24 protein-coding genes are annotated in these 25,611 nt (G+C 63.4%); 9 read left to right on the top strand and 15 right to left on the bottom strand.

The window, feature by feature from the left end:
* Positions 1 to 465 precede the first annotated feature (465 nt).
* Positions 466 to 1,284 carry an SDR family NAD(P)-dependent oxidoreductase gene (locus SALMUC_RS15470; protein ID WP_020042536.1) on the bottom strand — a complete coding sequence of 273 codons (819 nt, stop codon included), beginning with the start codon at positions 1,282 to 1,284 and terminating at the stop codon, positions 466 to 468.
* Between the two features lie 99 nt (positions 1,285 to 1,383).
* On the opposite strand from SALMUC_RS15470, the gene SALMUC_RS15465 reads away from it, so the two are divergent.
* Positions 1,384 to 2,274: a LysR family transcriptional regulator gene (locus SALMUC_RS15465; RefSeq protein ID WP_020042535.1), complete on the top strand. Its 891-nt coding sequence runs from the start codon at positions 1,384 to 1,386 to the stop codon at positions 2,272 to 2,274.
* Between the two features lie 183 nt (positions 2,275 to 2,457).
* Here the strand turns inward: SALMUC_RS15465 and SALMUC_RS15460 are convergent, their stop codons facing one another.
* Complete coding sequence (locus tag SALMUC_RS15460) at positions 2,458 to 3,201, bottom strand: SDR family oxidoreductase (protein WP_020042534.1); 744 nt, start codon at positions 3,199 to 3,201, stop codon at positions 2,458 to 2,460.
* Positions 3,202 to 3,299: 98 nt separating this feature from the next.
* Here SALMUC_RS15460 and SALMUC_RS15455 point away from each other — a divergent pair, with 98 nt between their 5' ends.
* Positions 3,300 to 4,229 (top strand): AraC family transcriptional regulator, encoded by a 930-nt coding sequence (locus tag SALMUC_RS15455; RefSeq protein WP_021120482.1) that lies wholly within the window; start codon positions 3,300 to 3,302, stop codon positions 4,227 to 4,229.
* A gap of 201 nt (positions 4,230 to 4,430) precedes the next feature.
* On the opposite strand, the gene SALMUC_RS15450 is transcribed toward SALMUC_RS15455, so the two are convergent.
* From SALMUC_RS15450 to SALMUC_RS15440, 3 genes are all read right to left on the bottom strand, one after another.
* Complete coding sequence (locus SALMUC_RS15450; RefSeq protein ID WP_020042532.1) at positions 4,431 to 5,357, bottom strand: DUF2493 domain-containing protein; 927 nt, start codon at positions 5,355 to 5,357, stop codon at positions 4,431 to 4,433.
* A gap of 345 nt (positions 5,358 to 5,702) precedes the next feature.
* Complete coding sequence (locus SALMUC_RS15445; protein ID WP_021120480.1) at positions 5,703 to 6,749, bottom strand: DUF7146 domain-containing protein; 1,047 nt, start codon at positions 6,747 to 6,749, stop codon at positions 5,703 to 5,705.
* Positions 6,749 to 11,065: a strawberry notch family protein gene (locus SALMUC_RS15440; RefSeq protein WP_021120479.1), complete on the bottom strand. Its 4,317-nt coding sequence runs from the start codon at positions 11,063 to 11,065 to the stop codon at positions 6,749 to 6,751. Before SALMUC_RS15440 ends, SALMUC_RS15445 begins: the two co-directional genes overlap by 1 nt.
* A 235-nt stretch (positions 11,066 to 11,300) precedes the next feature.
* Between SALMUC_RS15440 and SALMUC_RS15435 the strand changes: the two genes are divergently transcribed.
* Positions 11,301 to 12,845, top strand: a complete 1,545-nt coding sequence (locus SALMUC_RS15435) for a Fic family protein (protein WP_020042528.1) — start codon at positions 11,301 to 11,303, stop codon at positions 12,843 to 12,845.
* A 12-nt stretch (positions 12,846 to 12,857) separates the two neighbouring features.
* On the opposite strand, the gene SALMUC_RS15430 is transcribed toward SALMUC_RS15435, so the two are convergent.
* The 10 genes from SALMUC_RS15430 to SALMUC_RS15390 form a co-directional block, all read right to left on the bottom strand.
* Positions 12,858 to 13,502: a hypothetical protein gene (locus SALMUC_RS15430; RefSeq protein ID WP_020042527.1), complete on the bottom strand. Its 645-nt coding sequence runs from the start codon at positions 13,500 to 13,502 to the stop codon at positions 12,858 to 12,860.
* Positions 13,495 to 13,911 (bottom strand): hypothetical protein, encoded by a 417-nt coding sequence (locus tag SALMUC_RS15425; protein ID WP_020042526.1) that lies wholly within the window; start codon positions 13,909 to 13,911, stop codon positions 13,495 to 13,497. Before SALMUC_RS15425 ends, SALMUC_RS15430 begins: the two co-directional genes overlap by 8 nt.
* Positions 13,912 to 13,976: 65 nt before the next feature.
* Positions 13,977 to 14,525, bottom strand: coding sequence for a hypothetical protein (locus SALMUC_RS15420; RefSeq protein ID WP_020042525.1), 549 nt, complete (start codon positions 14,523 to 14,525; stop codon positions 13,977 to 13,979).
* Between the two features lie 200 nt (positions 14,526 to 14,725).
* Positions 14,726 to 14,890, bottom strand: coding sequence for a hypothetical protein (locus SALMUC_RS29930; RefSeq protein ID WP_020042524.1), 165 nt, complete (start codon positions 14,888 to 14,890; stop codon positions 14,726 to 14,728).
* Between the two features lie 416 nt (positions 14,891 to 15,306).
* Positions 15,307 to 15,603 carry a hypothetical protein gene (locus SALMUC_RS15415; protein ID WP_020042523.1) on the bottom strand — a complete coding sequence of 99 codons (297 nt, stop codon included), beginning with the start codon at positions 15,601 to 15,603 and terminating at the stop codon, positions 15,307 to 15,309.
* A gap of 105 nt (positions 15,604 to 15,708) precedes the next feature.
* Positions 15,709 to 17,841: a ParB/RepB/Spo0J family partition protein gene (locus tag SALMUC_RS15410; RefSeq protein WP_020042522.1), complete on the bottom strand. Its 2,133-nt coding sequence runs from the start codon at positions 17,839 to 17,841 to the stop codon at positions 15,709 to 15,711.
* A gap of 116 nt (positions 17,842 to 17,957) precedes the next feature.
* Positions 17,958 to 18,446, bottom strand: coding sequence for a JAB domain-containing protein (locus SALMUC_RS15405; RefSeq protein ID WP_021120476.1), 489 nt, complete (start codon positions 18,444 to 18,446; stop codon positions 17,958 to 17,960).
* A 121-nt stretch (positions 18,447 to 18,567) separates the two neighbouring features.
* Positions 18,568 to 18,963 carry a DUF2958 domain-containing protein gene (locus SALMUC_RS15400; protein ID WP_020042520.1) on the bottom strand — a complete coding sequence of 132 codons (396 nt, stop codon included), beginning with the start codon at positions 18,961 to 18,963 and terminating at the stop codon, positions 18,568 to 18,570.
* Positions 18,960 to 19,922 (bottom strand): ArdC family protein, encoded by a 963-nt coding sequence (locus tag SALMUC_RS15395; RefSeq protein WP_020042519.1) that lies wholly within the window; start codon positions 19,920 to 19,922, stop codon positions 18,960 to 18,962. Before SALMUC_RS15395 ends, SALMUC_RS15400 begins: the two co-directional genes overlap by 4 nt.
* Before the next feature lie 315 nt (positions 19,923 to 20,237).
* Complete coding sequence (locus SALMUC_RS15390; RefSeq protein WP_021119830.1) at positions 20,238 to 21,194, bottom strand: IS5 family transposase; 957 nt, start codon at positions 21,192 to 21,194, stop codon at positions 20,238 to 20,240.
* A 264-nt stretch (positions 21,195 to 21,458) separates the two neighbouring features.
* Here SALMUC_RS15390 and SALMUC_RS15385 point away from each other — a divergent pair, with 264 nt between their 5' ends.
* From SALMUC_RS15385 to SALMUC_RS29925, 6 genes are all read left to right on the top strand, one after another.
* Complete coding sequence (locus SALMUC_RS15385) at positions 21,459 to 21,776, top strand: H-NS histone family protein (protein WP_020043356.1); 318 nt, start codon at positions 21,459 to 21,461, stop codon at positions 21,774 to 21,776.
* Positions 21,777 to 21,791: 15 nt separating this feature from the next.
* Positions 21,792 to 22,409: a plasmid pRiA4b ORF-3 family protein gene (locus tag SALMUC_RS15380; RefSeq protein WP_020043355.1), complete on the top strand. Its 618-nt coding sequence runs from the start codon at positions 21,792 to 21,794 to the stop codon at positions 22,407 to 22,409.
* Positions 22,410 to 22,737: 328 nt separating this feature from the next.
* The gene (locus SALMUC_RS15375; RefSeq protein WP_020043354.1) at positions 22,738 to 23,001 is read left to right on the top strand and encodes a pyocin activator PrtN family protein; all 264 of its coding nucleotides are present in this window, start codon (positions 22,738 to 22,740) and stop codon (positions 22,999 to 23,001) included.
* Positions 23,002 to 23,140: 139 nt separating this feature from the next.
* A complete protein-coding gene (locus tag SALMUC_RS15370; protein ID WP_020043353.1) occupies positions 23,141 to 23,734 on the top strand; it encodes a DUF6088 family protein in 594 nt (197 codons plus the stop codon).
* Positions 23,727 to 24,761, top strand: a complete 1,035-nt coding sequence (locus tag SALMUC_RS15365; RefSeq protein ID WP_020043352.1) for a nucleotidyl transferase AbiEii/AbiGii toxin family protein — start codon at positions 23,727 to 23,729, stop codon at positions 24,759 to 24,761. The genes SALMUC_RS15370 and SALMUC_RS15365 overlap by 8 nt, the downstream gene beginning before the upstream one ends.
* 128 nt (positions 24,762 to 24,889) lie before the next feature.
* Positions 24,890 to 25,555 carry a hypothetical protein gene (locus SALMUC_RS29925; protein ID WP_156883529.1) on the top strand — a complete coding sequence of 222 codons (666 nt, stop codon included), beginning with the start codon at positions 24,890 to 24,892 and terminating at the stop codon, positions 25,553 to 25,555.
* Positions 25,556 to 25,611: the final 56 nt, after the last annotated feature.

The following is a 25,611-nucleotide window of genomic DNA, read 5'->3' as shown; positions in this document are numbered from 1 at the left end:
TTTCACCGGCGGATTGGCTCAACCGCGACAGGCCATGCGCATCACTCTCCAGGCGCCCCGCCCGACGTGCTGCCCGCGATCCCAGATGCGATGTGCCGTTCGAACGATCCGCCATTCCCACCGCACAACCACGAGCCGCGACGCGGGCCTCATGCCGATCCGCGCACCGCCCCCATACCGGCATCCTGACGATTGGGATGGCAGTTCAGCCCTGATCGGGTCCCGCTTCATGGGGGCGCCGGCAGTGTCAGGCGCTCACGGGATAGGGCGCGAAGCCGACCTGCGGCAGCGCGGCGACGATTCCCACGCAGCGACGTCCTGCGCTGGCGCGAGCGGCCCTTAGCTGCCCTCCGCCCGTCGGATCATCGCTGCAGAGCGGCTTCACTGAACCGGACATTCGCGCATCGCGCAGCATTTTCAACGCCCAGATGACCGCAACGCGGACTAGGCTACCCTAATGTCAGATCAAGTGCGCGCGTTCGAAGCGTCGATTTCATCGGCCAATTGGCGGCATTTGGTGTCTGCCCATTCATGGGCGTCCGCGCCGAACAGCAGCCGCCGGGCGGGCTCATCAGACGATGCTTCCTTGACGATCAGCGCGGCAAGCTCTTCAGGGTCATTGTCCTGCGCGCCGTTTGCCTGGGAAATGAAGCCGCGGAATGCGGAAGCCGCCTCGGCATAGTCTTCGATCTCCAGGTCCCCCTGTCGCGCGGTGGAGGGGTCCAGGAAGTTCGTACGCATCATGCCCGGATCGATGATCAGGGATCGAATGCCGAGTGGCGCGACCTCCTCGGAAAGGCCCTCCATCCAGCCCTCGAGGGCAAACTTGGAGGCCGAGTAGATCGATCCACCCGGGTTGGCGACCAGGCCATTTACCGACGAGATCGTAACCACCAGACCAGAACGCCGGCTGCGCATCGTCGGCAGCACGGCGCGGGCCACGTTCATCGCCCCGAAGACGTTGATCTCGAACTGCCGGCGCACTTCGTCGTCGCGGATCGTCTCGAAAAAGCCAAGTTGCGCGCGACCGGCATTGTTTACCAGTACGTCGATCTGTCCAAAGGCATTGATGGCCGAGACATGGGCCTTCGCGACGGCATCCGCATCTGTCACGTCGAGGGGCAAGACGAGCAACCTGTCGTTGGACACGGCGAGACGGTCGGCCAGCCCGTCGACGGTCCGGCTGGTCGCCACGACCTTGTCGCCTGCGCGTAATGCATCCCGCGCGATGAGATACCCCAGCCCCTTGGCGGCGCCGGTGATGAACCACACCTTGTCAGTCATCCTGTCAGTCCTTTCGTTTGTCGCCTCTCATATTAGGGGATCTTCGTGTTTGCCGATTAGAGGCTTGAAAATTGTCGCGATCAGTAGCTCAACTAATGAATGGACCCTCGCAGATTCTCCGACCTGATCACCTTCAGCCGCGTGGCAGAGACGCAAAGTTTCACCGCGGCGGCGCATAGCCTCGGGGTGACCCAGTCTGCCGTCAGCCAAACGGTGAAGCGGCTTGAAGCGGAACTGGGAATAAGGTTGTTGTCACGCTCCACGCGTAGCCTGACCCCGACCGCAGCGGGCGAGCAACTGCTGGCCACCCTTGCCCCGAACGTCGCGGAGCTTAATGCAAAGCTCGCGGATCTCGAACGGCTGCGCGAGGAGCCGGGCGGGCAACTCAGGGTGACCTGCGGCAAACACGCGGCGGATACGCTCGTATGGCCGGCCTTCTCCAAGTTGCTTGCCGCGCATCCTTATATCGAGGGTGAGCTGAGCGTCGAAGACCGATACGTCGATATTGTCAAAGAGCGGTTCGATGTCGGGATTCGGATGCGCGACAATCTGGAACTCGACATGATTTCTGTCCCCATTGGGCTATCGCTTCGCTCTGTCGTCGTCGGCGCGCCCGGGTATCTTGACGCCTGCGTAGCTCCGGATAGGCCGCGCGATCTGGCCCGGCATCGCTGCATCGGTTTCCGGAACGCGGGCGGCATCCTGTCACCCTGGACCTTCGAAAAGGATGGCCGCACCGAGACGGTGAAGATCACATCGCCGATCATCGTCAACGATGGCGACGCGCTTGTCGCGGCGGCCTGTGCGGGGATGGGACTGGCCTACATGCTGGAGGATCTGGCAGCTCCGTTTCTCCAGGACGGCCAGCTTGTCGAGACTCTCGGAAACTGGTCGCCACGGTTCCCCGGCTATCACGCCTACTACTCGAGCCGACGCCATCCGCCTCCGGCCGTTACGCTTTTCCTCGACCTTTTGCGTCAGGAGATCTGAGCATCATCCGCATTTAGATTGCGAGGTCCTTAATGGGCTCGAAGCCGACCTGCGGCGGCGCGGCGACGATTCCCACGCAGCGACGTCTTGCGCTGGCTCGAGCGGCCCAGAGCCGTCATTCGCCGGTTGCCCTGCGAATGACGGCTTTCACCGTTTGTCCATGAAGTAACGGCGCAGCTCGCGTCAACTTGCCTGCGCCAAGGCCACCGCGTCGGGGCCGGCCGGAAAGCGCAAGCGGTCCGTCTTGTCCTGAGCCGCAAGCCAGACCGCTTCGGCGACATCGCTTTCCGAAGTGGTCAGGGCCGGTGTCGCGAAGTCCGCGAAGATCGGCGCCGCGAAGTCGGCATAGGCTTCAGGAATCAAATCCGCGACATCGATGTCGGTGTTCTCGGCGAAACGCGTGGTCGGGGCGTAGCCGGGCTCAACCAGCTTGGCGCGGACGCCGAAAGCTCCGAGTTCGTGTGCGAGCGATCCGGAAAATCCCTCGATGGCCTGCTTGCTTGCCGTATAGGCCGCAGCGAGGGGCATCGGGGCCAATGTCACGCTGGAGGTGACGTTCACAATCACGCCCGATCCGCGTGACCGCATCCCCGGGATTGCCGCCTGAACCATGGCCATTGTGCCGAACGTATTCGTCTCGAACACTTTTCGGACATGCGCCATCGGCGTTGCCTCGAAGGCCCCCACGACCCCGATTCCGGCGTTGTTGACCAAGGCATCAATCGGACCGGCGGCCTCGATCGCTGCCCGGATACTATCGGGGTCGGTCACATCCAGCGAGAGAATCCGGAGCCGATCGGATGGCGCGAACAGCCCTTCGCGGGGTGAACGCATGGTGGCGATGACGGTCCAGCCTTTGGCATGGAAGTGGCGCGCTGTTGCAAGCCCGTAGCCCGAGGAGCAACCGGTGATGAGGACGGTCTTCATGTCAGTCTCCTGTGTTTTGTATTGACGAGACTGAGATAGCGGACAGAATCCGGACAATCATCGACTCAAAGTCCAATTTTAGTTTGCGAAGGTCCAGAATGGCCGATCCTCTTGAGCAGATCATCCGCCTCTTGCGGCCGAAGGCCGTATTCTCAAAAGGGATTTCCGGAGCGGGGGAATGGGCCGTCCGCTACCCGCCCATGCGCCATCCCGGCTTCTGCGCGGTGACGCTTGGACGTTGCCTGCTCGCAGTGGAGGGGGAAGCGCCGATCCTGCTGGAGGAAGGCGATTTCGTTCTTCTGCCCGCGACCCCAGCCTTCACCATGTCGTCGCCCGACGCGACCGGACGCCGGGCCACCCCCGGGGACCTGCATCCGTCCGGGCAGGAGGTGCGCCACGGCAGGAAAGGCGTACCCGCCGATATGCGTCAGTTCGGCGGCTACTTCTCCTTTGCTTCCCCGGACGCTGACCTGCTCGTGAAGCTGCTACCGCAGGTCATTCACATCCGCGGAACCGCGCGGTTGACGCAGCTTGTGCATCTGGTCGGCGACGAGGCCGGCCGAGACGACGTCGGGCGGGAGTTGATCCTGGAGCGGCTGGTTGAAATTCTGTTGATCGAGGGTCTGCGATCAGTGCCCGGTACTACGTCCGGGCCAAGCCTGTTGCGAGGGCTGTCGGATGACCGCGTTGTGACGGCGTTGCGTCTGATGCACGGCGATCTTAAGCGGAACTGGACCGCAAACCGCCTTGCGCGGGAGGTCGGAATGTCGCGCTCCGCCTTTTTCGATAGGTTCCTGAGGACCGTCGGCATGACGCCGATGGACTATCTTCTGGCCTGGCGCATGGCCGTCGCCAAGTCGCTGCTGCGGGAAGGAGCGTTGTCGCTTGCCGACATCGCGGATCGGATCGGCTATGGATCGGCGAGCACGTTCAGCACGGCCTTCAGCCGCCACGTCGGTGAGCCTCCCGGCCGCTACATGCGGCGCGCGTTGGAAGCGGACACGATCGCGGAAGTCGGCGCTTCCTGATCGAGAAAGGGAATATCCCGCCGGTCTCCGAGACGCAGGCTGCGGGCCAAACTGATATCATGTTTGTCTGATCGCCGTCAGGGCACCCAATGCGTTTGCTCCCCCGTCACCGCAGTTCGCACAGACCGCAGCGAACGACTGCTCCCCGCCCACCTTAACGGATGCAGTAAGCTACGCGGCCCTTTCGTTTAAGTGCAGCGCTCACGCGCTGCCCTCCGCGAGCCGGTAGACCGGGATACCCATCTTGCGGGCCTTGTCGGCGAGGTTTTCCTGAATGCCGGTACCGGGGAAGACGATGACCCCGATCGGCATCGTGTCGAGCATGCGATCGTTGCGCTTGAACGGTGCAGCCTTGGCGTGTTTCGCCCAGTCCGGTTTGAAGGCGACCTGCGGCACCTTGCGATTGTCGGCCCAGGTGGCCGCGATGCGTTCGGCACCTTTCGGCGATCCACCGTGCAGGAGCACCATGTCGGGGTGTTTGGCATGGACCTGATCGAGCCTGTCCCAGATCAGCCGGTGATCGGTGGTGTCCCCGCCCGAGAAGGCAATCTTCGGCCCGGTGGGCAAAAGCACCTCATTGTCAGCCCGACGCTTTGTGGCGATGAAGTCACGGCTGTCGATCATGGCCGAGGTCATCTGGCGATGGTTGACCCGTGATCCGGAGCGCGGTGACCAGGGCGTGCCTGTGCTGCGCAGATAGAGGTCGGCGGCAGTGTCGCGGAAAGTCTCCATGCTGTCGCGGCGCTCGATCAGGTTCTGGCCGATGCCGATCAGGGTCTCCAATTGGACGGATTTCACCTCGCTTCCGTCCTGTTCGCGCTGAAGGCGCTTCTGGGCCTGCTCGTTATCATCGAGTTTGCGTTCGATCCTCTCGACGGCGCGGTGGAAGGTGTTGACGGTGGACCACAGGAGCTCGTCGAGGTCAAAATCGAGGCTGGTGTCGGCCATGGTGGAGATCAGGGCGTCGAAGATGTCGGCAACCGCGCCCTGGATGGCGGTGTCCTCGGGTGTGATCCGGGGATCGGCCTCGCCCTCGGCGGGACGGTAGCCATAGAGTTCGAGCGCTTCGATGACATGGCCGGTGGGAGACGTGCTGTGATCAGGTTCGAATTCGTCATGGGCATACATGGGATGTGTCCTTCGGCTGGACCGCGACCGTCGCGGCCTTCATGGCGACGACAAGCCCACGGGCGCTCCGGTCTGGCAGCCCGAGCTCTTTGCGAGGGCCTTGATGGCAAAGCCCGGCTGATTTGTTTCGCGCTGTAAAGGCGGGCGGACCGGGGTCCACACGCGACATGTCGCGTGGGGTGGTTTCCCCGCCGACGGAAATCAGTCGGGCGCCGCCATTGCCGGGCCGGAGCGTTTGTGGGCCGCTCGCCCTCTCAAGAAGGCCAAGGCGCGGTCCCCTTGCCGAGGTGCCGCAACCCCTTGCCCATGGCGGGATCGGTTATCCCCGATCACGGCCCTCTCTGGCTATGGTGCGCGCGGCATGAAACGGCTGACGTCCTCGGGGGCGATCTGCACCCGGATCTGCGCCCGAAGCGCCTCCAGGCCGAAGCTGACGAGATCGTCGTTGAAATCTCCCAGCATGGGCGAAAGCGTGATTGCCTCGATCCCGGCCCCGATGGCCCGGTCCACCAGGCTGTCCCGCGCGACGTCACCTGCCGGATCGTTGTCGCGGACGATATAGAGCCTGCGCAGATGCGGCGGGAACAGGATAGCAGCGAGATGTCCGGCCGAGAGTGCGGAGACCATCGGCATGATCGGCAATACCTGCCGCAGCGAGAGGATGGTCTCGATCCCCTCGCCTGCCGCCATGACATCCTGCGCCCCGCCAAACCGGACGGCGTTTCCTAGCAGGTCTCCCATCGCCTTTCTCGGCGGATAGACCGGCGCTTTCCCGGAGCCGTCACGTTGAATCCAGGTGCGATGCGCACCAGTGATCCTGCCGTCGAGGTCAGTGACGGCGGCGATCATGGCGGGCCAGGTTTCGGTGGGACCATCGCCCTCGGGGCGCCAATAGCAGTTCGGATGAAACCGCAGATTCGCGGTTCCACGTAAATCCGTAATGCCGCGTATCCGAAAATATGCCTCTGCGAGACTGCCGGTGAGCGGTTGCGTCATACGCCAGAGACGACGGGCGGCTTCGGACGATCCCGATGGTACTGGCGGTGTTTGGGCCCTGCGGGACTTTGGCTCCGGTTCGGGATGCGGCAGGCTGAGGAAGCGGCGCGCTTCTTCGGCAATATCAGCGAAGTCGACGAGGCCAAGGCTTTCACCGATCACGTCGAGCAGATCGCCATGCTCGCCGCTCTGGGCATCGGTCCATTTTCCAGCCGCACCTCTACCAGCCTCTGGCCCGGTCAGGCGGACGAACATTGAACGGCCGGGTGTGTTTCGTACATCCCCGACCTGCCAGTAATTGCCCTGCTTGACCCCGTTCGAGAGATAGTAGCGGCACACCGCCTCGGCCTCTCGGCCGAGACGCTGCGCCAGTGCGGAAGCGTTGAGACGTGCCATCACGCGGCCTCCCGCTCGGAAATGCGCTCGATCGGGAAACGGTCGAGCAGTTTGCCGATGATCGCCGGCCCCGATGCGTCCACCGGCACGAAGAAACGCAGCTTCCAGGAGATGATCTCGCTGAAGAGACCATAGGTTCGCAGCCGATCGCGCATGGTATCGGTGAAGCCGGTGAGTTCGATCCGGCTCGCGGCCATGACGCGGGACCGGCGCAGTTGCAGCCCTTCGGCGAGATCGAAGACCGTTAGGCCCTCGATCAGCGCAGCATAGGCCTCATCGGGCGTGATGCTGGTCATAACCCCACTGGTGGCGGCATTCGCTGCCCATGCGGCCGAAACCCGGCGTCCAATGATGCGTTCGCCCTCATCGGTCTGAAGCCGGTAGACCCGGGACGACTCCTGCGGCAGACGCTTCCAGATCGGCAGCAGGAGCCCGGTCACCATATGCAGAATGCTGTCGGTGAACTCCGGCACCTCTGCCAGTTCCGCCCTCCAGGTCGTGGCGAAGTCGGCCCTGTCAACCTGGAGCCAATGGGTCTCTTCCATCGCCCGCACGGGGAAGCTCACCGCTTCCATCGGCCGGATCAGGCGGACACGGCGCTCGATCTCGCCGTCATCCAGCATCACGCTGGTTGTCGGGATCTGCACCGCGGCGCGACAGGATCGCTCGTTGATGAGCAATCTTGCGCGGGGATCATCCAGTTCCGCCAGGGCTGCATCGAGCGAGATCGGCTGATTGCGTTTGCGCGCTGTCAGGGTCAGGAGCCGGGTTTCCGCCCCGGTGCCCGGATGGGTGTGGATCACCTGCCGGTTGGTGACGACGAAACTCTCTGCGCGCAGCGTCTCCAGCCCCATGTCATAGGTGCCCGATGCAACCGCCCCGTCGATCCGGGCCTGCAGAAGCTGCTCGAAGGCCGAGAACAGGATGCCCTGCAACTCGATGGTGAGGGCCAGAAGACGGTTTAGGAAAGTGGTGATCGGCGGCAGATCGTCCTTGATGCCGTTCGAGTCCATCAGCTTCAGGCCGGTGGCCGTTTCAAACCGTTCGAGCGAGCAGCCCTCGACCTTGCCGCGCACGATCAGCAGATAGAGCTGGCGCAGCGCATCGCGGGCATAGGCGGATTCCAGATTGTCCTCTGGCCGGAACAGGCCCTGACCGCCGGTCTGGCGCTGACCGCGGGTGATTGCGCCCAAGGTGTCCAGACGGCGAGCGATGGTGCTCAGGAACCGCTTCTCGGCCTTCACATCCGTGGCGATCGGCCGGAAGAGTGGCGGCTGCGCCTGATTGGTTCGGTTGGTGCGCCCCAACCCCTGAATGGCGGTATCGGCCTTCCAGCCCGGTTCCAGCAGGTAATGTACGCGCAGCCGCTGGTTCCGCGCCAAAAGGTCCGCGTGATAGCTGCGCCCGGTGCCCCCCGCATCCGAGAAGACCAGAATGCGCTTCTGGTCATCCATGAAGGCCGAAGTCTCGGCAAGGTTGGCGGAGGGCGCGCGGTTCTCGACGACCAGGCGGGCCGATGCGCCTTCGCCCTTTCGCACGATGCGCCGGGACCGCCCCGTGACCTCCGCCAACACATCCGTGCCGAAGCGCTGGACGATCTGGTCGAGCGCGCCTGGAACCGGCGGCAACGAGCCGAGTTGTTCGAGCATCTCGTCGCGCCGGGCCACGGCTTCGCGACTCTCGACCGGCTGACCATCCCGGAACACCGGCCGTGACGAAAGACTGCCCTCGCCGTCGGTGAATGGTTCGTAGAGCTGCACCGGGAAGGAATGCAGCAAATACGAGCCGACATATTCCCGAGGCGTGACATCGACGGAAATATCGTTCCATTCCTGGGTCGGAATCTCCGCCAGCCGCCGTTCCATCAGCGCCTCGCCGGTGGAGACGATCTGGATCACGGCGGCATGGCCCGCCGCCAGATCTGCATCGATCGAGCGGATCAGCGTCGGCGTCTTCATCGAGGTCAGCAGGTGGCCGAAGAAGCGCTGCTTGGTGCTCTCGAAGGCCGACCGCGCGGCGGATTTGGCCTGGCGGTTCAACGTGCCTTCACTGCCGGTGATATTGGCCGCCTCCATCGCCGCGTCGAGATTGTTGTGAATGACGGCGAACGCCGCAGCGTAAGCGTCATAGATGCGGCGCTGCTCTTCAGTGAGCTTGTGCTCGACCAGTTCGTATTCGACACCGTCATAGGAAAGCGAGCGCGCGGTATAGAGGCCGAGAGAACGCAAATCGCGAGCCAGAACCTCCATCGCCGCCACACCGCCGGCCTCGATCGCCTCGACGAACTCGGCGCGGGTCTGAAACGGGAAATCCTCGCCACCCCAGAGACCGAGCCGTTGGGCGTAGGCGAGGTTGTGGACTGTGGTTGCGCCGGTCGCCGAGACATAGACCACGCGCGCGTCCGGCAGGGCGTGCTGGAGCCGCAGGCCCGCGCGTCCCTGCTGCGAGGCGGCGATATCACCGCGGTCTCCCTTGCCGCCACCGGCATTCTGCATCGCATGGCTCTCGTCGAAGATGATGACACCATCGAAGTCGCTGCCCAACCATTCGACGATCTGCTTGACGCGCGAAACCTTCTCGCCGCGGTCATCGGAGCGCAGCGTGGCATAGGTGGTGAACAGGATGCCTTCCGACAGCGTGATCTTTGCGCCTTGAGGGAAGCGCGACAGCGGCGTGACCAGCAGCCTCTCCATGCCGAGCGCCGACCAGTCGCGTTGCGCGTCCTCGATCAGCTTGTCGGATTTGGAGATCCAGATCGCCTTGCGGCGGCCGCGCAGCCAGTTGTCGAGGATGATCCCGGCCGACTGACGGCCCTTGCCGGCGCCGGTGCCGTCACCGAGCATGAAACCCCGGCGGAAGCGGACAGCACCGGCGGCATCCTCGGCGGCGGCGCGCACGTTGTCGAATTGCTCGTCCACGGCCCAGGCACCGGCGAGGTGATCGGCATGGGCTTCACCGGCATAGATCACCGTTTCAAGCTGGGCGTCCGACAGACGGGTGCGGATGTCGGACGGCAGCATGGGCCGGTAGGACGGCTTTGGCGGCGCGACCGAGGCCATGGCAGCGGATTGCACCAGCTTGGTCGGATGCGGCGCGGCGCCGGGAATACGCAGCGATTGCAGTGCATATTCCTCATAGATGGCATCGGACAGGCGAGCGCCTTCCGGTGGCGTCCAGTCCACGGTCTCATAGGCGAGTTCGACGCCCTCGGGGTCGTTGGCAGGAGCAGCGGCAGGCCGCGCCGCTGTCGCGCGGGACAGATAGCCTCGCACGGTTTTCGGCGTGGCGGTCGAAGCGGGCACCACGATTTTCGGCAATGATACCGGCGAACGCTGCGGGACATGCGCCTCGATCCATCCGATCAGCGTGGCAACATCGGGGGCGATCCCCGGTGAGGCCGGGAAACGGAGCGGATCGTCGGCGGGCAGCTTGTCGATCACCGTCAGCCGCGTGTCGATGCGGGTGCCATGTCTGGCGAAGACCGCACCATCGACGGCGGCGCTGAACACCACACGGCCACGCGCCTGCAAGCGGATGAAAGCCTCCCGCCAGGCCGGAGCTTCGGGGCCAAAGCCAGCGCCGGTGATCGTCACCAGCCGACCGCCCGGAGCAAGACGGGCCAGCGCCGAGGCAACATGGCGAAGGGAAGCATCCGCCATCCACCCTTCGACATTGGCCATGACCGAGAAAGGCGGGTTCATCAGCACCACGGACGGCACAGCCTCCGGGGTCAGATGATCGTCGATCTGGGCGGCGTCAAACCGGGTGACGGGAAAAGCCGGAAAGAGGGAAGAGAGAAGATCGGCGCGGGTTTCGGCGAGTTCGTTGAGGATCAGCGAACCGCCGGCGGTCTGGGCCAGGATAGCCATCAGGCCGGTGCCGGCCGAGGGTTCCAGCACTACGTCATCAAGCGTGATCGCGGCCGCCGCCAGCGCGGCAAGGCCGAGAGGCAGAGGCGTGCTGAACTGCTGGAAGCTCTGGCTTTCCTCGGAACGCCGGGTCTGCGTGGGCAACAGCGCCGCGATCTTTGCCAACACGGAAATCCGTGCAGCCGGAGACGCGGCTTTACGGAAAAGCGCCTTTCCGTATTTGCGCAGGAACAGAACCGTGGCGACTTCGCAGGCCTCATAGGCGAGCTTCCAGTCCCACGCGCCGCTGGCGTCGGAGGCGCCGAAAGCGCTTTCCATGGCACTGCGGAGGTCCGCAGTATCGACGCGTTGACCGCGTTCGAGATGGGGAAGAATGAGATGGGCGGCGGCCAGGATCACGGGGGCCGGCTGGGTGGCCGGACCGGTCACGGGAGATGAGATATTCATGTCGGGGAACCTCGGAGAGCGGGAACGGGGAGGACCCGGACGGCGCTCTCTCTCGACCACCCGGACTCAACTCGTCCCGGTACCTCTCTGACTCGGCACCTCATGCCCCATCGCCTCGCAGACTTGACGGCGACAGCGCCCCACCATCAGATTTCTCAAGGTTTCATTGATTGTAAGCGATATTCATGAGAAATACCGACTTGAGATCAATCATCGGGACCAAGAACTGAATTTCATGGAGCAGGCGCAAAGGAATCCGTTTTCAGGTGCCGTAACCGTTTTTCACGAGCGCTGGCTCCCCGAGGAGGCCACACCTGCGGGCTATGCTGCGCTGATCGATGCCTATGCGCTCGCAACGCCCCTGCCCCGGACACTTTCCGCCATCGGCCCACGGCACAAGGTCTACGAGGCCGACGGCTGGCGCCTCTACACGCCCCGTCATGAACCCGAGGCGAGCCTCATCGGTCATCTGACCTTCGCGCTGCGTTACGAGGGGCTGGATCTGGCGGTTCTCAAGCGGCTTTTCAAGGCAACCGGCCCGGAGCCGATCCAGGCCATTGTCGAGGCCGCCCCGACGGGCAGTTACGCGCGCAGGATCTGGTTCCTCTACGAGTGGCTCCTCGGCGCGGAATTGGAGCTGCCCGACGCCACACGCGGCAATTACGCGCCCGTGGTCGATGCCAAGCTCCAATGGGATGCAGAGGGCGCCCCCTCGCCGCGCCACCGGGTCCGCAACAACCTGCCCGGCACCCCGGATTTCTGCCCGATGATCTTCCGCACAGCGGCAATCGAAGCCTTCATCGCCCGCGATCTGGCAGCCGAGGCCCGCGCGGTGCTGGCCGAGGTGCCCGCCGATCTGCTGGCGCGCACGGCGGCCTTCCTGCTGCTCAAGGATTCACGGTCGAGTTTTCAGATCGAAGGCGAGAACCCGCCCCAGGATCGCATCCGGCGCTGGGGCCAGATCATCGGTGAAGCCGGGCGACACCCAATCGACCGGGCAGAGCTGGAACGCCTCCAACGCATCGTCATCGGCGATGCCCGCTTCGTCCATCTGGGCCTGCGGCAGGAGGGCGGCTTCATTGGCGAGCACGACCGCGCGACCGGCGCCCCCCTGCCCGATCACGTCAGCGCCCGGCATGAAGACCTGCCTGCGCTGATCGCCGGGCTCGAAGCATTCGACCGCGATATCGCCCCGGGGCTCGATCCTGTTCTGGCGGCTGCCGGCCTCGCCTTCGGCTTCGTCTATATCCACCCGTTCGAGGATGGCAACGGGCGCCTTCATCGCTACCTGATCCACCACGTGCTTGCTGCACGCGGCTTCAATCCGCCCGGGCTGGTCTTTCCGGTGTCGGCGGTGATCCTCGAACGGATCGAGGCCTATCGGCAGGTGCTCGAGAGCTATTCGCGTCGACTGCTGCCCCATGTCAGCTGGCGCCCAACCGATCGCGGGAACGTCGGGGTGCTGAACGACACCGGCGATTTCTATCGCTTCTTCGATGCCACGCCCCATGCCGAATTCCTCTTCGCCTGCGTGGCCCAGACAATCGACCATGACCTGCCTGCAGAGACCCGGTTCCTGCGTGCCTATGACGGGTTCAAGTCCCGCGTCTCGGGCCTGATCGACATGCCCGACCGCGTGCTCGACCTGCTGTTTCGTTTCCTGCACCAGAACGGTGGCAGACTCTCCGGACGCGCCAGAGCGAGAGAATTCGCCGCTCTGACCGACGAGGAGGCCGACCGGATCGAAGCTATCTATGCGGAGTTGCGGGAGGAGTTCTGAGGCCGAACCTCCTCACCCAAACCGTTGGCCGGCTTTAGTGAAGGTGTAACCGTCGGCGACGATGGTCTCATCGACGACGTCATCCGACGACAGATAGTCAAACTCGCGCTCGAGCTGGCGATAGAGCCAGCGGGCGAGATCGCGCAGCGCCTCAATCATGATGTCCTCGGCATCGGCGGTCATGCCCTGATACGACGGGCTGTCGCGCTCGACCGAGATCCCCATGCAATATTCGTGACAATAATGGCCGCGATGGCCGGCCTCTGCGCGAAGCTGGTAGAAATTGCGCCGCTGGATCGCCTGAAGGGCGTCGGCGATGCGGTGAAGCGCGGTGTCCTGGGGGGCGTATTCCCTGATCCGGCGCGGAGCGTGTTTCTGGTGGGAATACCACGATTCAAAGCAGGCACCGTCCCCCTGAGAGGAAAAGCCCCGGAACCAGATGCAGGGTTCCTGCCGCGTGCCACCGCCCATCAACCGGACGGTGCGGGTCTTGAGGTTCAGCCCGAGGATTTCGGCGACGCGCTGGAAATCCTCATAGACGGCATCGTACCAGTCATCGTCGAAGCCACCTTCGCGATACCAGGCGCGGGCTTTGTCCCTGGCTGCATCGGAAAGTTCTTCGAGGTGATAGACAGTGATCTCGATAACCTCACTCATAGGGATTGCCTCCCTCCAGAACGATGGAAAGCCAACCATCGGTATTGATCCAGTCCACCGTCTCGCCGTTAGCGAGATCGAGGACGTGCGCCCCGCCGCCGAACCCGTCCACACGCGGCTTCGAGCAGGTATTGGCGTATTGCATCCCCCATAGACCCGTCAGACCGAACTCCTTCGCGCAGCGTTTGACGAATTGGATGACATGCTCAGGATCGCCGGTGCCATCATCGCGCATCCAGAGCTGGGTTCCGCCATGCTCGGGTTGAATGGAAAGCAGAACCCCGTCCGAAGGCGGATCCCCAGCGGCATTCTCATCCGAGAGCGCATTGTAGAGATCGAGCGCGCGGGCGGCCTGCTCGGGGGTGCCCACATCGAGCAGGCAGGAGAAATGGGTGAAATAGTCGGCCATGATGGTCTCCGGGCATGACATGGCCCGGCGTGGAACCGAGCCAAATGGGATGGAAAGGGTGAAACTCAGGCGGCCTGCGTCAGGCGGAGCAGATCGGCCGCGATCTCGCGCCAGAAGGGATCGACCAACCGTGCCTCCAGCGCAGCGGCGCGGTAACGCAGCCGTCTCGCATCACCGGGCTCCAAGGCTCGGAATGCCATGCCGCGCAGTCGGCTGGCCTTGGTCACGATCCTGCGTGCCTCGGCATCGGATGCGACCGGCTGTTGCCAGAGGATAATGCCGCCGCGGATTGCGCCGGCGAGGACCAGGCGCTGATCGCGGTCCTGAATGAGCATGATGCGCGGCTGGAAATACGGAAAGCTATTCGGCCCCGTGCAAATATCACCGCGCGACACGCGCAAGGCTGCGGCCTCGATGGCCTCCTCCGGTGACGGGCATTCCCCAAGCGGGATCACGCGATCAAAGCTATTCGCCGCGTCACTGGCGTCATAGCTGGCGACGCCGAGGCAAGAGATGCGCAGCGGCAGCTTTTGCGACCGAAAAAGCGCGGGCAGAACATCGGCCGCCAGAATCTGGCCGATGGAGCGGAAGGTTTCGGAACGGGCAAAGGTCATCGGGATCACTCCATGACGGGCGCCGGAGAGCCTCTCTCTCCAGCCCTCAACCCGTCACTGCCGAAAGGCCCGCACTCTTCCTCTCTGACCGGGCTTGTTCCCGGTTCCGCTGCCGACGATGGGGGACCATAGAGAGGCACTGAAGGACCGAAGCGCGGGTCTCCGCGCTCGGGCCGTTTGGGGTGAGGCGCTTTCGCGCCTTACTCCCATGGATCCAGTTCCAGCTTCACCATGTCCTCATCGCCGTCGAATTCGTCGGCCGGCATGGCACCGTGGGTTCCGTCCCCGGCCTGGAACACGACGATTACGACCATCAGCGAGGTGGCGAGGCTGGCGGCGAAGGCGGTGGCATCTGCATAGGACATCGGGATTGGCTCCTGTCTCTGGAGGCGGGGGACCATCCCCCGCGCGACAGGCGCCCGACGTGTCTGACCGGATCTGCACTCACCCTCGGGCGTTCGGACTTTTTCCGAATCTCCGAGGGCGGCACGTATGCGTAAGCCGACCCCTCCGGGGTTGAATGTCAAAGAGACGGATCAGACCAAGGTTAGCGAATGGAAGCGGGGGTGGTGTCTTGCATCCGACAGGCGCCCGATTCCCCCATTGCAGATGCTTCGCCCGGCCAGCCTTGCCGTCGCGCTGGCATCAGGAGCGTGTTCGAGGACGGGGGCGGACACCGATGCCGAACATAATGACCGGCACCGTGGTGATGCTGGAACTGGAACCATGGAGGCCCATGACAGGAAAACGGTGGCGACTATCGTAAGACGTGGACGGGCCTTCAGCCCCAGAGTCCATCGGCAATCTCGCGGGCGATCATCGCGCGCGCTCTCATCATCACCTCATCGCCGCTGGTATCGATATGACCGTAGAACCGGGCATGACCGCCGTTCGCGGTCCAATCGGCGTAGCGGCAATATTCGCGGGCTTCGAGACGAAAGGCGCGCATGTCATCCGCCCAATGTGGCTTCGGCTCCACGACCACAGTGATGCCATCGCGGGTTTCCTCCCAAGGCAGCGTGCGTTCGGATGGCGGACCGGCGCGGTTCTCACGGAATATCCGGTCGATATCGATCATTGCGGGCATCGGGTTCTCCAAAGAAAAAGCCCGATCACGGGGACCGGGCAAGTTGCGGAAACGGAAGGGATGTGGCGGGGCAGCAAAGGCCACCCCGCCTGAGCATCATTCGGCGGCGACCATGGACTGCTCCTCGTCCTCCGTGGCGTCTTCATCCTCGCCATCGCCGGCAAGGAATTCAGGCAGATCATCCGCCTCGGTGTCGACCCCGGCGTCCATAGCGATATCGGCATCGCGATCGACCATGCGCAGCGGCTCCGGAAGCCAGCCGGTTTCAGCCAGCAGGCGCTCGGCCTCCTTGGCCATATCGCCCTTCTTCAGATGGTCGATGAGCTGCGCCGCCCGTTCGCCGGCGCCTTCGCGCACCGCCTCGATGATCCGCGGCTTGGTCACGCGGCCGAGATAGTTGCCGACGGTCGGCCGCCAGCCCACCGCCACCATGTCGAGGCCCGTTGCCCGCGCCAGCCGGTCGGCCTGGGACAGGCGCACATCGAGCCCGTGCTGGCTGACGCCCATGCCGCCATAGGGGTTGGGCTTCTCGTGCAACGCGTTGACGCCGAAGCTGATGCAATGGGCGAGCAACTCCATCCGGGTGTCATCGTCCTGCTCGGTCAGCCAGTCCCAGAGCGCCATATCGTCGGCGGGAATATGATCGCCCCAGCGTTCGTGCCGGTCCTGAATGGACTTCGCCGAGGCGCTTTCGGCCAGGTCGTCGGCCTGCGCCGGGAAATGAACCTCCCGGACATGGGCCTCTAGGCAGCCCCTGGTGGAGTGCGGCAGGAAGCAGTCCGTGACGAGACGATGCAGCAACGCCGTCATGGCGACGTGCGGGTTCATCGCAACCGCATCGCGCAGGGCGAGCGTGCGATGCGCAGTCAACTCGCTGATGAGGCGATCAGGCAGCGGCCGGATGGTCTCGACCTCATACTCCTCCCTGTCTTCCGAACCGCCGGATGCGCCGCCCATGGTGATGACGGCGCGCTGGACGCCACCGGTCTCTCCGCCCTCCGGCGTTACCCCGTCGACATCCGCGCCCGCGGGCTCCGTCGCCCTCTCATCTTCGGGACGGACATAGCCGCGTTCGACGGTAAGCTGGCCGTCGTGGCGGATGCTGACGTAGACACCGGCGCGAGCCATCTGGTCGGCATCATAGCGCATCGGCCGGGCCTCGAAGGCCTCCAGCGCCTCCTCGATCTCGCCGAGCCGCACGTCCACCTCGTCGGGCAGTTCGTCGGCTTCGGCATACTGCGCCTCCAACGCGTCAAGTTCGTCCCGCAGCTTCTCACGCTCGGCACGCTCCTCGTCGGTCAGGTCGATGGTGGTGCCGGCCAGGCGGCGCATGCCACTGGTATGGCCGTAGGGGAAATCCACCGCGACCTCGATCCATTTCCAGCCTTCGGCGGCGATGGTCTCTGCTTCGGATTTCAGCTTCTCGCCGGCCAGCCAGTCGAGCAGCACCGGGTCCTGGAGCCAACCGCCATCGTCCTGCTGGAAGAGATCGCGCAGAACATAGCCGCCCGCCGCCTCGTAGGCCTCGATGCCGACGAAGAGCGCCCGCTTGTCGGAAGCGCGCACCGTGGTCTCGGTCAGCATGCGACGAATGGTGTATGGCTCCTTCTGCCAGCCATCCTTGATCGCCTCCCAGACCTGTTCTTGGCGGGCGTGGTCATCAGAGACGGTGAAGGCCATGAGCTGTTCCAGCGTCATACCATCCTCGGCATAGGTCTCGAGCAGCGCCGGCGAGACCGAGACCAGGCGCAGACGCTGTTTCACCACCTTGGCATCCACAAAAAAGGCGGCGGCGATTTCCTCCTCGCTCATGCCCTTCTCGCGCAGAACCTGGAAGGCACGGAGCTGGTCGAGCGGGTGCAGCGGCGCGCGCTCGATATTCTCGGCGAGCGAGACCTCGTCGATCAAGATGTTGTCGCCGGCTTCGGAGACGATACAGGGCACCGGCGTGGTCTTGTTGAGGCGCTTCTGCTTGACCAGCAGTTCCAGCGCACGATAGCGGCGGCCGCCAGCCGGCACCTCGAAGAAGCCGGTTTCCTGCCCCTCGGCGTCGAGCTCGGGCCGGACATGCAGGGACTGGATCAGCCCGCGGCGGGCGATGGACTCGGCCAATTCCTCGACCGAGATGCCGGTTTTCACCTGCCGGACGTTGGACTGGCTGAGCACCAGCTTGTTGAAGGGGATGTCGCGCGAGGACGACAGGGTGATCTTTTGCCTGGCAGTGGCCATGTCAGGGTCTCCATGACGGACGCCGGGGAGCCTCTCTCTCCGGCAACCAGCCCGTCACGAAACCCCCACCCTCCTTTACCTCTCATGGCCGAGCCGCGGATGAACGCGCATACCCATCAGAGTTCGCCACGGGCACGCAGGCTGGTCTCCCGGCCAGCACCGGTGATGATGTGGTCGTGCAGCATCACCCCCAGGGACGCACAGGCATTCCGGATTTCTTTCGTCATCGCGAGGTCGGCCGCCGAGGGCTCGGGATCGTCGGCCGGATGATTGTGGACGATGATCAGCGCCGAGGCATTGAGCGCCAGGCAGCGCCGCAGCACCTCCCGAGGATAGACCGGGACATGATCGACCGTGCCGGTGGCGAGGCATTCGTCGCAGATCAGCCGGTTCCTGCGGTCGAGATAGAGGACATGGAAGCGCTCCACATCGCCCCTGATGGTGAGGGCGCAATAGTCGAGCACCGCCTGCCAGGACGACAGGACAGGGTTCTGGTTGAGGTGGCGCAGCAGGATCTGCCGGGCCTCGTAGACCACGGCCTGCTCCTGGGCGGAGAACCGGAGCGGCTGCGGGTCAATGGCGGGCTTTCTCATGGTGCGTGTCATGGTCCTGTTCTCCAACGGGCAGTCGGCTGGGCGCCGAACTTTCACCGCGTCACGGGGAGAAGCGCCGCCCTCTTCCCTCGAAGAGAGCGGCGCGGAAGCTGCAGAGCGTGGAACTTGAACCTCAGGAACTCGTGGGCTCCGTATCGGGGCGTGTCCCGCCTGGCAGGCGGCCCGAGCGATAAAGCAGGCGCTCGGCATCGCGAATGCTGCCGGTTTCGCGGGCGGCCTCGGCCCAGACCGAGATCGGGAAGTCCCCCGTGAACAGCAGATCGCGCTCGATCCTCATGCCGAAGGGCAGCCGGATCGAGCGCAGTTCGTTGAGGCTCCAGGAGCCAAGCTCGGGGTAGCCGATATCGGCTAGGCCAAACATGATGTCGCCGTCTTCGTCGAGTTCGGTGGCGAGCCAGACACCGGCGCCGAAGGGATTGAAGAATTTCACGACGGGGATGTGGTCGGTATCAGCCTGGCGACCATTGGCCAAAAGCTGCGCGCGTTGTGACGCCGTCAGGAGGATCATGCCGCAGCCCTCCCTTCCGTCGAGGTCTGTCGCTCAACATCGGTGCTGTCGTCGGGCAGATGGGCCAGCAGCCAGTCGGCCGCCTTGCTGGCCTGCGAGGCTGCGCGCACGATGGCGCGGGAATCCTCGCGCATCACCTCCTGCCACGCGCCGATATAATCGGCGTGGCGCACGGTCGGGATAATCCCGAGCGAGGCGCAACAGAACGCGCTCGAAATCTCGGCGATCAGTTCTTCGAAGGCGTATTTCCTCGTTCCGAAACTGCCCGAGAAATCCCGAGCCAGACGGGAGCTGTGCCCCGTGGCATGCCCCATCTCGTGCAGCGCCGTGCGGTGCCAGTTGATCGGCTCAAAATAAGCCTGCGGAGGTGGCACCTGCACATAATCGAGCGCGGGGACGTAGAAGGCGCGATTGCCGCCGATCCGGAAGTCGATACCGGTCGCCGCGATCAGCGCTTCGACCCGCGGCTCGATCAGGCCGGGCGGCGGTGGCGGTGCCTCGATGGCGATGTCTTCGGGCAGACCCTCGCATTGCGCCGCGTTGAACACGGTAAAGCGCTTCAGGAACGGGATTCTGTTTGCGTCCTCCCCGGTCTCCCGGGCGCGGCGCTTCTCGTCTTCAGGCGTGAAACGGTCGGCATAGACGACGGTCGTGCCCCGCTCGCCCTTGCGGACATTGCCGCCAAGCGAGAGCGCCTGGCGGAAGGTCAGCCAGTGCTGGGTTGGATAGCCCTGCTGGATGACGGCGCCCCAGAGGATCAGGACATTGATCCCGGAATACTGCCGCCCCGTGCTGACGTTGCGCGGCATGGCGAGCGGCGCCTGCACCGCCGCCGTTCCCCAAGGCTGGACCCAGGGCAGCCGGCCTTCCTCCAGCTCGGCGATGATCTTGTCGGTGATGTCGTCATAAAGGGTCGTTCGCGGACCGCTCTTGCGGGCCGTGCGATGCTCTCCGGTCATCGGGATGATCTCCGCGACGGGCGCCGGAGGCCTCTCCTCCAGCCCTCAACCCGTCACGGAAAACCCGCCCGCACTCTCACTCTCAGGGGGCGTTGCGGGGTCTCCCCGCTGATGGGGGTGCGTCGGCAACGCCAGTGCCGACCAGGGGGAAGGCTTTCCCCAGACAATCCTCGGAAGGTCTGAACTACGGCTTCGGCTTCGCCGACATCCGGCCATCCGGGCTGTGAAATCGGTGCGTGAGCCCGAGGCGCATTTGATTTCGCCGGATTTGGCATTGTTGAGGCCCCGAAACGGGGTCCTCGGACAGAGTCCGGCTCATGGCATCAGCTTTCTTCGTACGAGGAACAGGTTGCCGAGGGCGAACAGCGTGAAGAGTTGCGCGCGGTTCTTCGCGAGGCCACGGTAGCGGGTCTTCAGATACCCGAATTGGCGCTTGAGCACGCGGAATGGATGCTCCACCCGCGCCCGCACCATCGCGATAATCCGATTGATGTGCTCGTCGATGGGGTCCAGCGCAGCGCCCTTCGGCGCCTTCCGCATGACGCCCCAGAACTTGTCCGGGCCGGAGAAATGGGCCTCGCGCGCAGCGCTGACATAGCCCTTGTCCGCCCACACCGACGTCTCCTCGCCATGGAGGAGCTCATCCCAGACCTGGCTGTCATGCACCTTCGCCGTGGTGGTCTCGAGGCTATGCACGATGCCGCTCTCGGCATCGACGCCAACGTGCGCCTTCATCCCGAAGAACCAGTCATTGCCCTTCTTCGTTGACGACATCTCCGGATCGCGCGCCCCGGCTTCGTTCTTGGTCGAGGACGGCGCGTCGATGATCGTCGCATCGACCAGTGTGCCCGAGCGCAGCGTGATGCCCTGATCGGCCAGATGTTTGTTCACTTCAACGAACAAACGCTCCGTCAGCGCGTGCTTCTCCAGCAGGTGTCTGAAGTTCAGGATCGTCGTCTCATCCGGGACACGATCATCACCGAGTTCGATGCCTGCGAACCGGCGCATGGACTCGCTGTCGTAGAGCATCTCCTCAGCCATGGGATCGCTCAGCGCATACCATTGCTGCAGGAAATACACCCGCAGCATCGTCTCCAGTGGCATCGGCGGCCGACCGCCCTTCGGCCCGACCTTCGGATAATGAGGCTCGATCAGCGCCAGCAGACGCATCCAAGGCACCACCGCGTCCATCTCCGCGAGAAACTTCTCACGCCGGGTCTGCTTCTTCTTCATCGCGTGGCGGAGACCGGGAAACGCAGGTTGCTTGGGCATCGGTGGGCATCCTTCTTCGTCTCGCCCAGTCTACCTCAACCCGGCCAAGGCGCGAGGTTTTTCAGACTCTCCCCTCGTATTCAGCCGAGGCAGGCGTGAAACGGCAAAAGCCACCACTCGCGAGCCCCCAATCCCCGACGTGTTGTAATCCCCATGATATCTGCGCTTATCTGACACGCAATCGCGGTGCCTGCTTTCCAGCGCCAGACGCCTTCCTTCCCGAGAGTTCGGGCTCAAAGCCAACGGGCAATAAAAGAGGACCAAATGACGGATATCGATCTTAACGCTTTGTCGCTCCCCGAGCTGAAGCAGTTGCAAAAGAATGTCGCAAAGGCCATTGCCAGTTTCGAGGACCGTCGCAAGGCCGAAGCCCGCGCCAAGGTTGACGATTTGGCCCGCGAACTCGGTTTCAGCTTCGACGAGCTTGCGGAAGCCGCTCCCACCCGGAAACGCGCGGCGTCTGCGCCCAAGTACCGCCACCCGGAAAACGCCGAGATCACCTGGTCGGGCCGCGGGCGCAAACCGGCATGGATCGCCGAAGCGCTGGCTGCGGGAAAATCGCTCGAGGATTTTGCGATCTGATCAGGAGGAGCAGGTTTGTATCAGCCCGCGAATGCCGTCCGCCTGCATGTCTCTCTGGCGGAGATTGACCCGCCGATCTGGCGGCGACTTGTCTTACCGGCGGACTGGACGCTCGACAAACTGCATCTGGTGCTGCAGGCCTCGTTCAGCTGGACCGACAGCCATCTGCATGAGTTCCGGATCGGCGGGCTGCGCTATGGCGACCTCGATCAGCTTGAGGATGGTTTCGGCGGACCGCAGATCTTCGACTACACCGGGGTCAGGCTGGCGGATTTCTCCGGCCAGGATCTGACCTTCACTTACCTCTACGACTTTGGCGATGACTGGACCCATGTGATCCGGATCGAGGAGTGGCTATCCCTCGATCCCCTGCCCCGCCACGCAGAATGCACCGAAGGGGCCCATGCCCGGCCGCCCGAGGACGTCGGCGGCCCCTGGTCCTATGCCGATTTCCTCGAGACCATCCGCGATCCGAACCACGAGGACCACAGCCCCAACCTTCGCTGGGCCGGCGGGCATTTCGATCCGGACTGGTTCGACATCGACCTGATCAACAGGGATCTGCGCAACACCTTCCGCAAGAACACCAGCCGACGCCTGCATCAGCCCAAGCCAAAGCCTTCTGGTCGGTGAGCGCAGAGGTCTCTGCCCTCAAGGCGGTGCCGCGAGCCTGGATGACCCTCCTCCTGCCGGCATCGTCAGAGTGGTAGCGCCTCCAGCGGATATCGGGCTGTCTGCACCGCAAATGGTGCACTGATGTCGCGCCCTTCCCAGTAGCGTTGCTTGGCGTCGAGGCTCCCGAGCGACTTAGTCAGGCACGGGTTCCCTACCCCTTCACACGCTTCAGATAATCTCCCCGATCCAACGCTCCCGTCCGATTTGCGCTCTATGCTATCCGTCTCCCCGACAACCGGCTGCGCGCCCTTCTCCCATCTATGCGATCGTGTTTCATTCCGGGATCATGAACACGGCGTTTCTCTTGATAGCGATGTATTCCGGGCGACCGATCATTCCCGCTGAGGATGTCGCCAGGGATTTTTTCGGTCTGAGTACCGACAAGTTCATCCGCAAAGTCTCGGCTGGTTCCATCGCCCTTCCTCTCGTCCGCATGGAAGCGTCGCAGAAATGCGCCAAAGGCGTCCATATCGACGATCTGGCCGAGTACCTGGACAAGAGGCGGGCTGCAGCCGTCAAGGAATGCCTGCAACTGCAGGGCCTTCGGTAAGCGTGTTCCCCTCTCAAAATCGCCGAAGGCCAGCCTGCTACCTACCCATGGCACGAAGCAACCACCCTCCTCACCACGTTCGACAGCACGGATTGAATTCTGTCAGAAATCTACGTATATTTCTGACAGGAGAACGATCATGCAGCGCCTTGCCGAACAGATATTGACTCATGCAGAGGGGCTTCCGGAAGGAGCGCCACTAGCCGCAAAGGGCCTGCTGCACCTCGGCAGCCGTGCCGGTGTGGACCAGGCCTTGTCGCGCCTTGCCGAGCGCGGCCAGTTGATCCGTGCCGGGCGCGGGGTTTACCTGCGACCGATCAAAAGCCGGTTTGGAACGCGCGCACCGTCCGTAGAACAGGCCGTCGAGGCTCTCGCGGCGCAACGCGGCGAAGTCATCGTACCAACCGGCGCCGCCGAAGCGAATGCACTCGGCCTGACCACGCAAGTGCCTGTTCGATCCGTGTACCTGACCTCGGGTCGCAGCCGCACGCTCTCATTGGGCAAACAACTCGTGGAACTGCGCCACGCCCCCCGATGGCAGCTTGCCCTGGGGAAGAGGCCGGCTGGCAGTGCCGTTCGCGCCCTGGCCTGGCTCGGGCCGGAACAGGCAGAGACAGCTCTTAGATCGCTGAAGCAGAAACTGCCCGCAGCGGCGTTTGACGAATTGGTAACCGCAGCACCGCAGTTCCCGACCTGGCTTGCACGCAGTGTCGTAAAGGAGGCGCATGCCTGAGCCCTTCGTGTCGTTGTCTTCTGCAGACCGCAAGGAGGCCCTGGCCGTAGCTGCAGATCGCTCCGGGCGGCCCGCGCACCTGCTCGAAAAGGACGTCTGGGTTGTCTGGGCTCTTCAGACCCTCTTCAGTTCCGAGCTTGGTGAGCACCTCGTTTTCAAGGGCGGAACATCCCTTTCCAAAGCCGATGGGGTGATCCAGCGCTTCTCTGAAGATGTTGATCTGACCTATGACATTCGGGCAATCGCGCCTGATCTGGTAGGCGAACGCGCCGAAGCCCTGCCAACCACACGCAGTGAGGAAAAGCGCTGGTCGAAAGCTGTCCGGGATCGATTGCCGAAATGGGTCGTCGAAACGACGCAGCCCTTGATCCAGGACGCCATTGCAGCGCAACGGCTATCAGCCTCGACACGGGCAGATGGCGACAAGCTTTTCATCGATTACGAGGCCGCCTCTTCTGGCTCAGGCTATGTCGCCCCCAGCGTCATGCTGGAATTCGGCGCGAGGTCGACGGGCGAACCGGCGAGCCTGCGTGACGTCGCCTGCGACGCGAACGGGCTGATCGAGGGCGTGAGTTTTCCGACCGCGACACCGCGCGTGATGCATGCCGAGCGGACATTTTGGGAGAAGGCCACGGCGATCCATGTCTTCTGCGTCCAGGGACGGCTCCGCGGGGAGCGCTTCGCGCGCCATTGGCATGACCTGGTACGCCTCGACGACGCAGGCATCGCGGATGTGGCTATTTCCGACCGCGACCTCGCCTCAGCAGTGGCGCGGCACAAGCGCATGTTCTTTCCGGAGAAGACCGCAGACGGAACACCCGTGGACTATGAAGCCGCGGTTCACGGCAATCTGCAACTGGCTCCAAACGGAGAGGCTCGCACCGCGCTCGCGGCCGACTACGCGCATATGGTCGACGACGGTCTCCTGCTTGAAGACGCTGAGCGCTTCGACGAACTCATCGGACGTTGCGCGGCGATTGCCGAGCGCGCAAAGCTCGTAGCAAACAATCAGCACATCCGCACCTGAGCAGGTGGGCATACAGATTTCGCGCCAGATAGCGGAGATTCGATGATCTTGGCAATGTCACGTCTTGACGCAATGCCAAGGGTCGTTTTGACTTCAAATCTGTATTTCATCCTGCATCCGAGGCGCGCGTGCGACGAACGTCCAAGACCGAATTTCTCAGAGGGTTAGGCGAATATAATCCCGGCGCACATGGGCCTTCGGGAACATCCTCAGAGCGGCAAAGACTAAAAGAAAAAATCGCCGCATATGATGCTCATCGCGGCGGCGTTTGGAACTACGAGGATCTCTATCATGTCCTGATTATGATCCTGAAAGGATACCCCGCAGATAAGGCGCGCGACACGATTGCGGCCTTGGATGGGCCTGGGGAAGCCGCTGCAAAACTAGGAATCTTCGACGGAATCTGCGGATATATTCCAATTGGGAAGGCAAATTTCATCGAACGTGAGCGACGGACTATTGCCTTCGGAAAACATGAAGTCGACATTTCACCTGATTTTAGCTTCAAGGCAGATCAGGAAATTTTCGAAGTCTTCATTTATCCCTATAAGTCACCTCCACTCAAGCAGCAACAGAGGCATGCGATCATTAACGCCATTGCCGCGACTGAGAGGCAAGCCCCGCATTTCTTAATATTGGCAGAGTACCCGGAACTGTCCGGGATACGAAAATTCAGAGCAGAAACCTTTGATTTTCGCTACAGAGTTACTGAAGAGGGCTTCATAAAGCACATGGAAACCTTCTATGATCTCCTCGATGAACGATCCAAATCAGGAGATTTGTTCGGAGGATAGTGTATGGGCGACGATCGTGGCTGCCGCACTTGCGGTTCCCCACCGCATGACCCGCC

This window comes from Salipiger mucosus DSM 16094 (assembly GCF_000442255.1).
Taxonomy (GTDB): Bacteria; Pseudomonadota; Alphaproteobacteria; order Rhodobacterales; family Rhodobacteraceae; genus Salipiger; species Salipiger mucosus.
The sequence above is the reverse complement of the archived record's forward strand: the minus strand, read 5'-3'. Positions and strand labels throughout refer to the sequence as shown.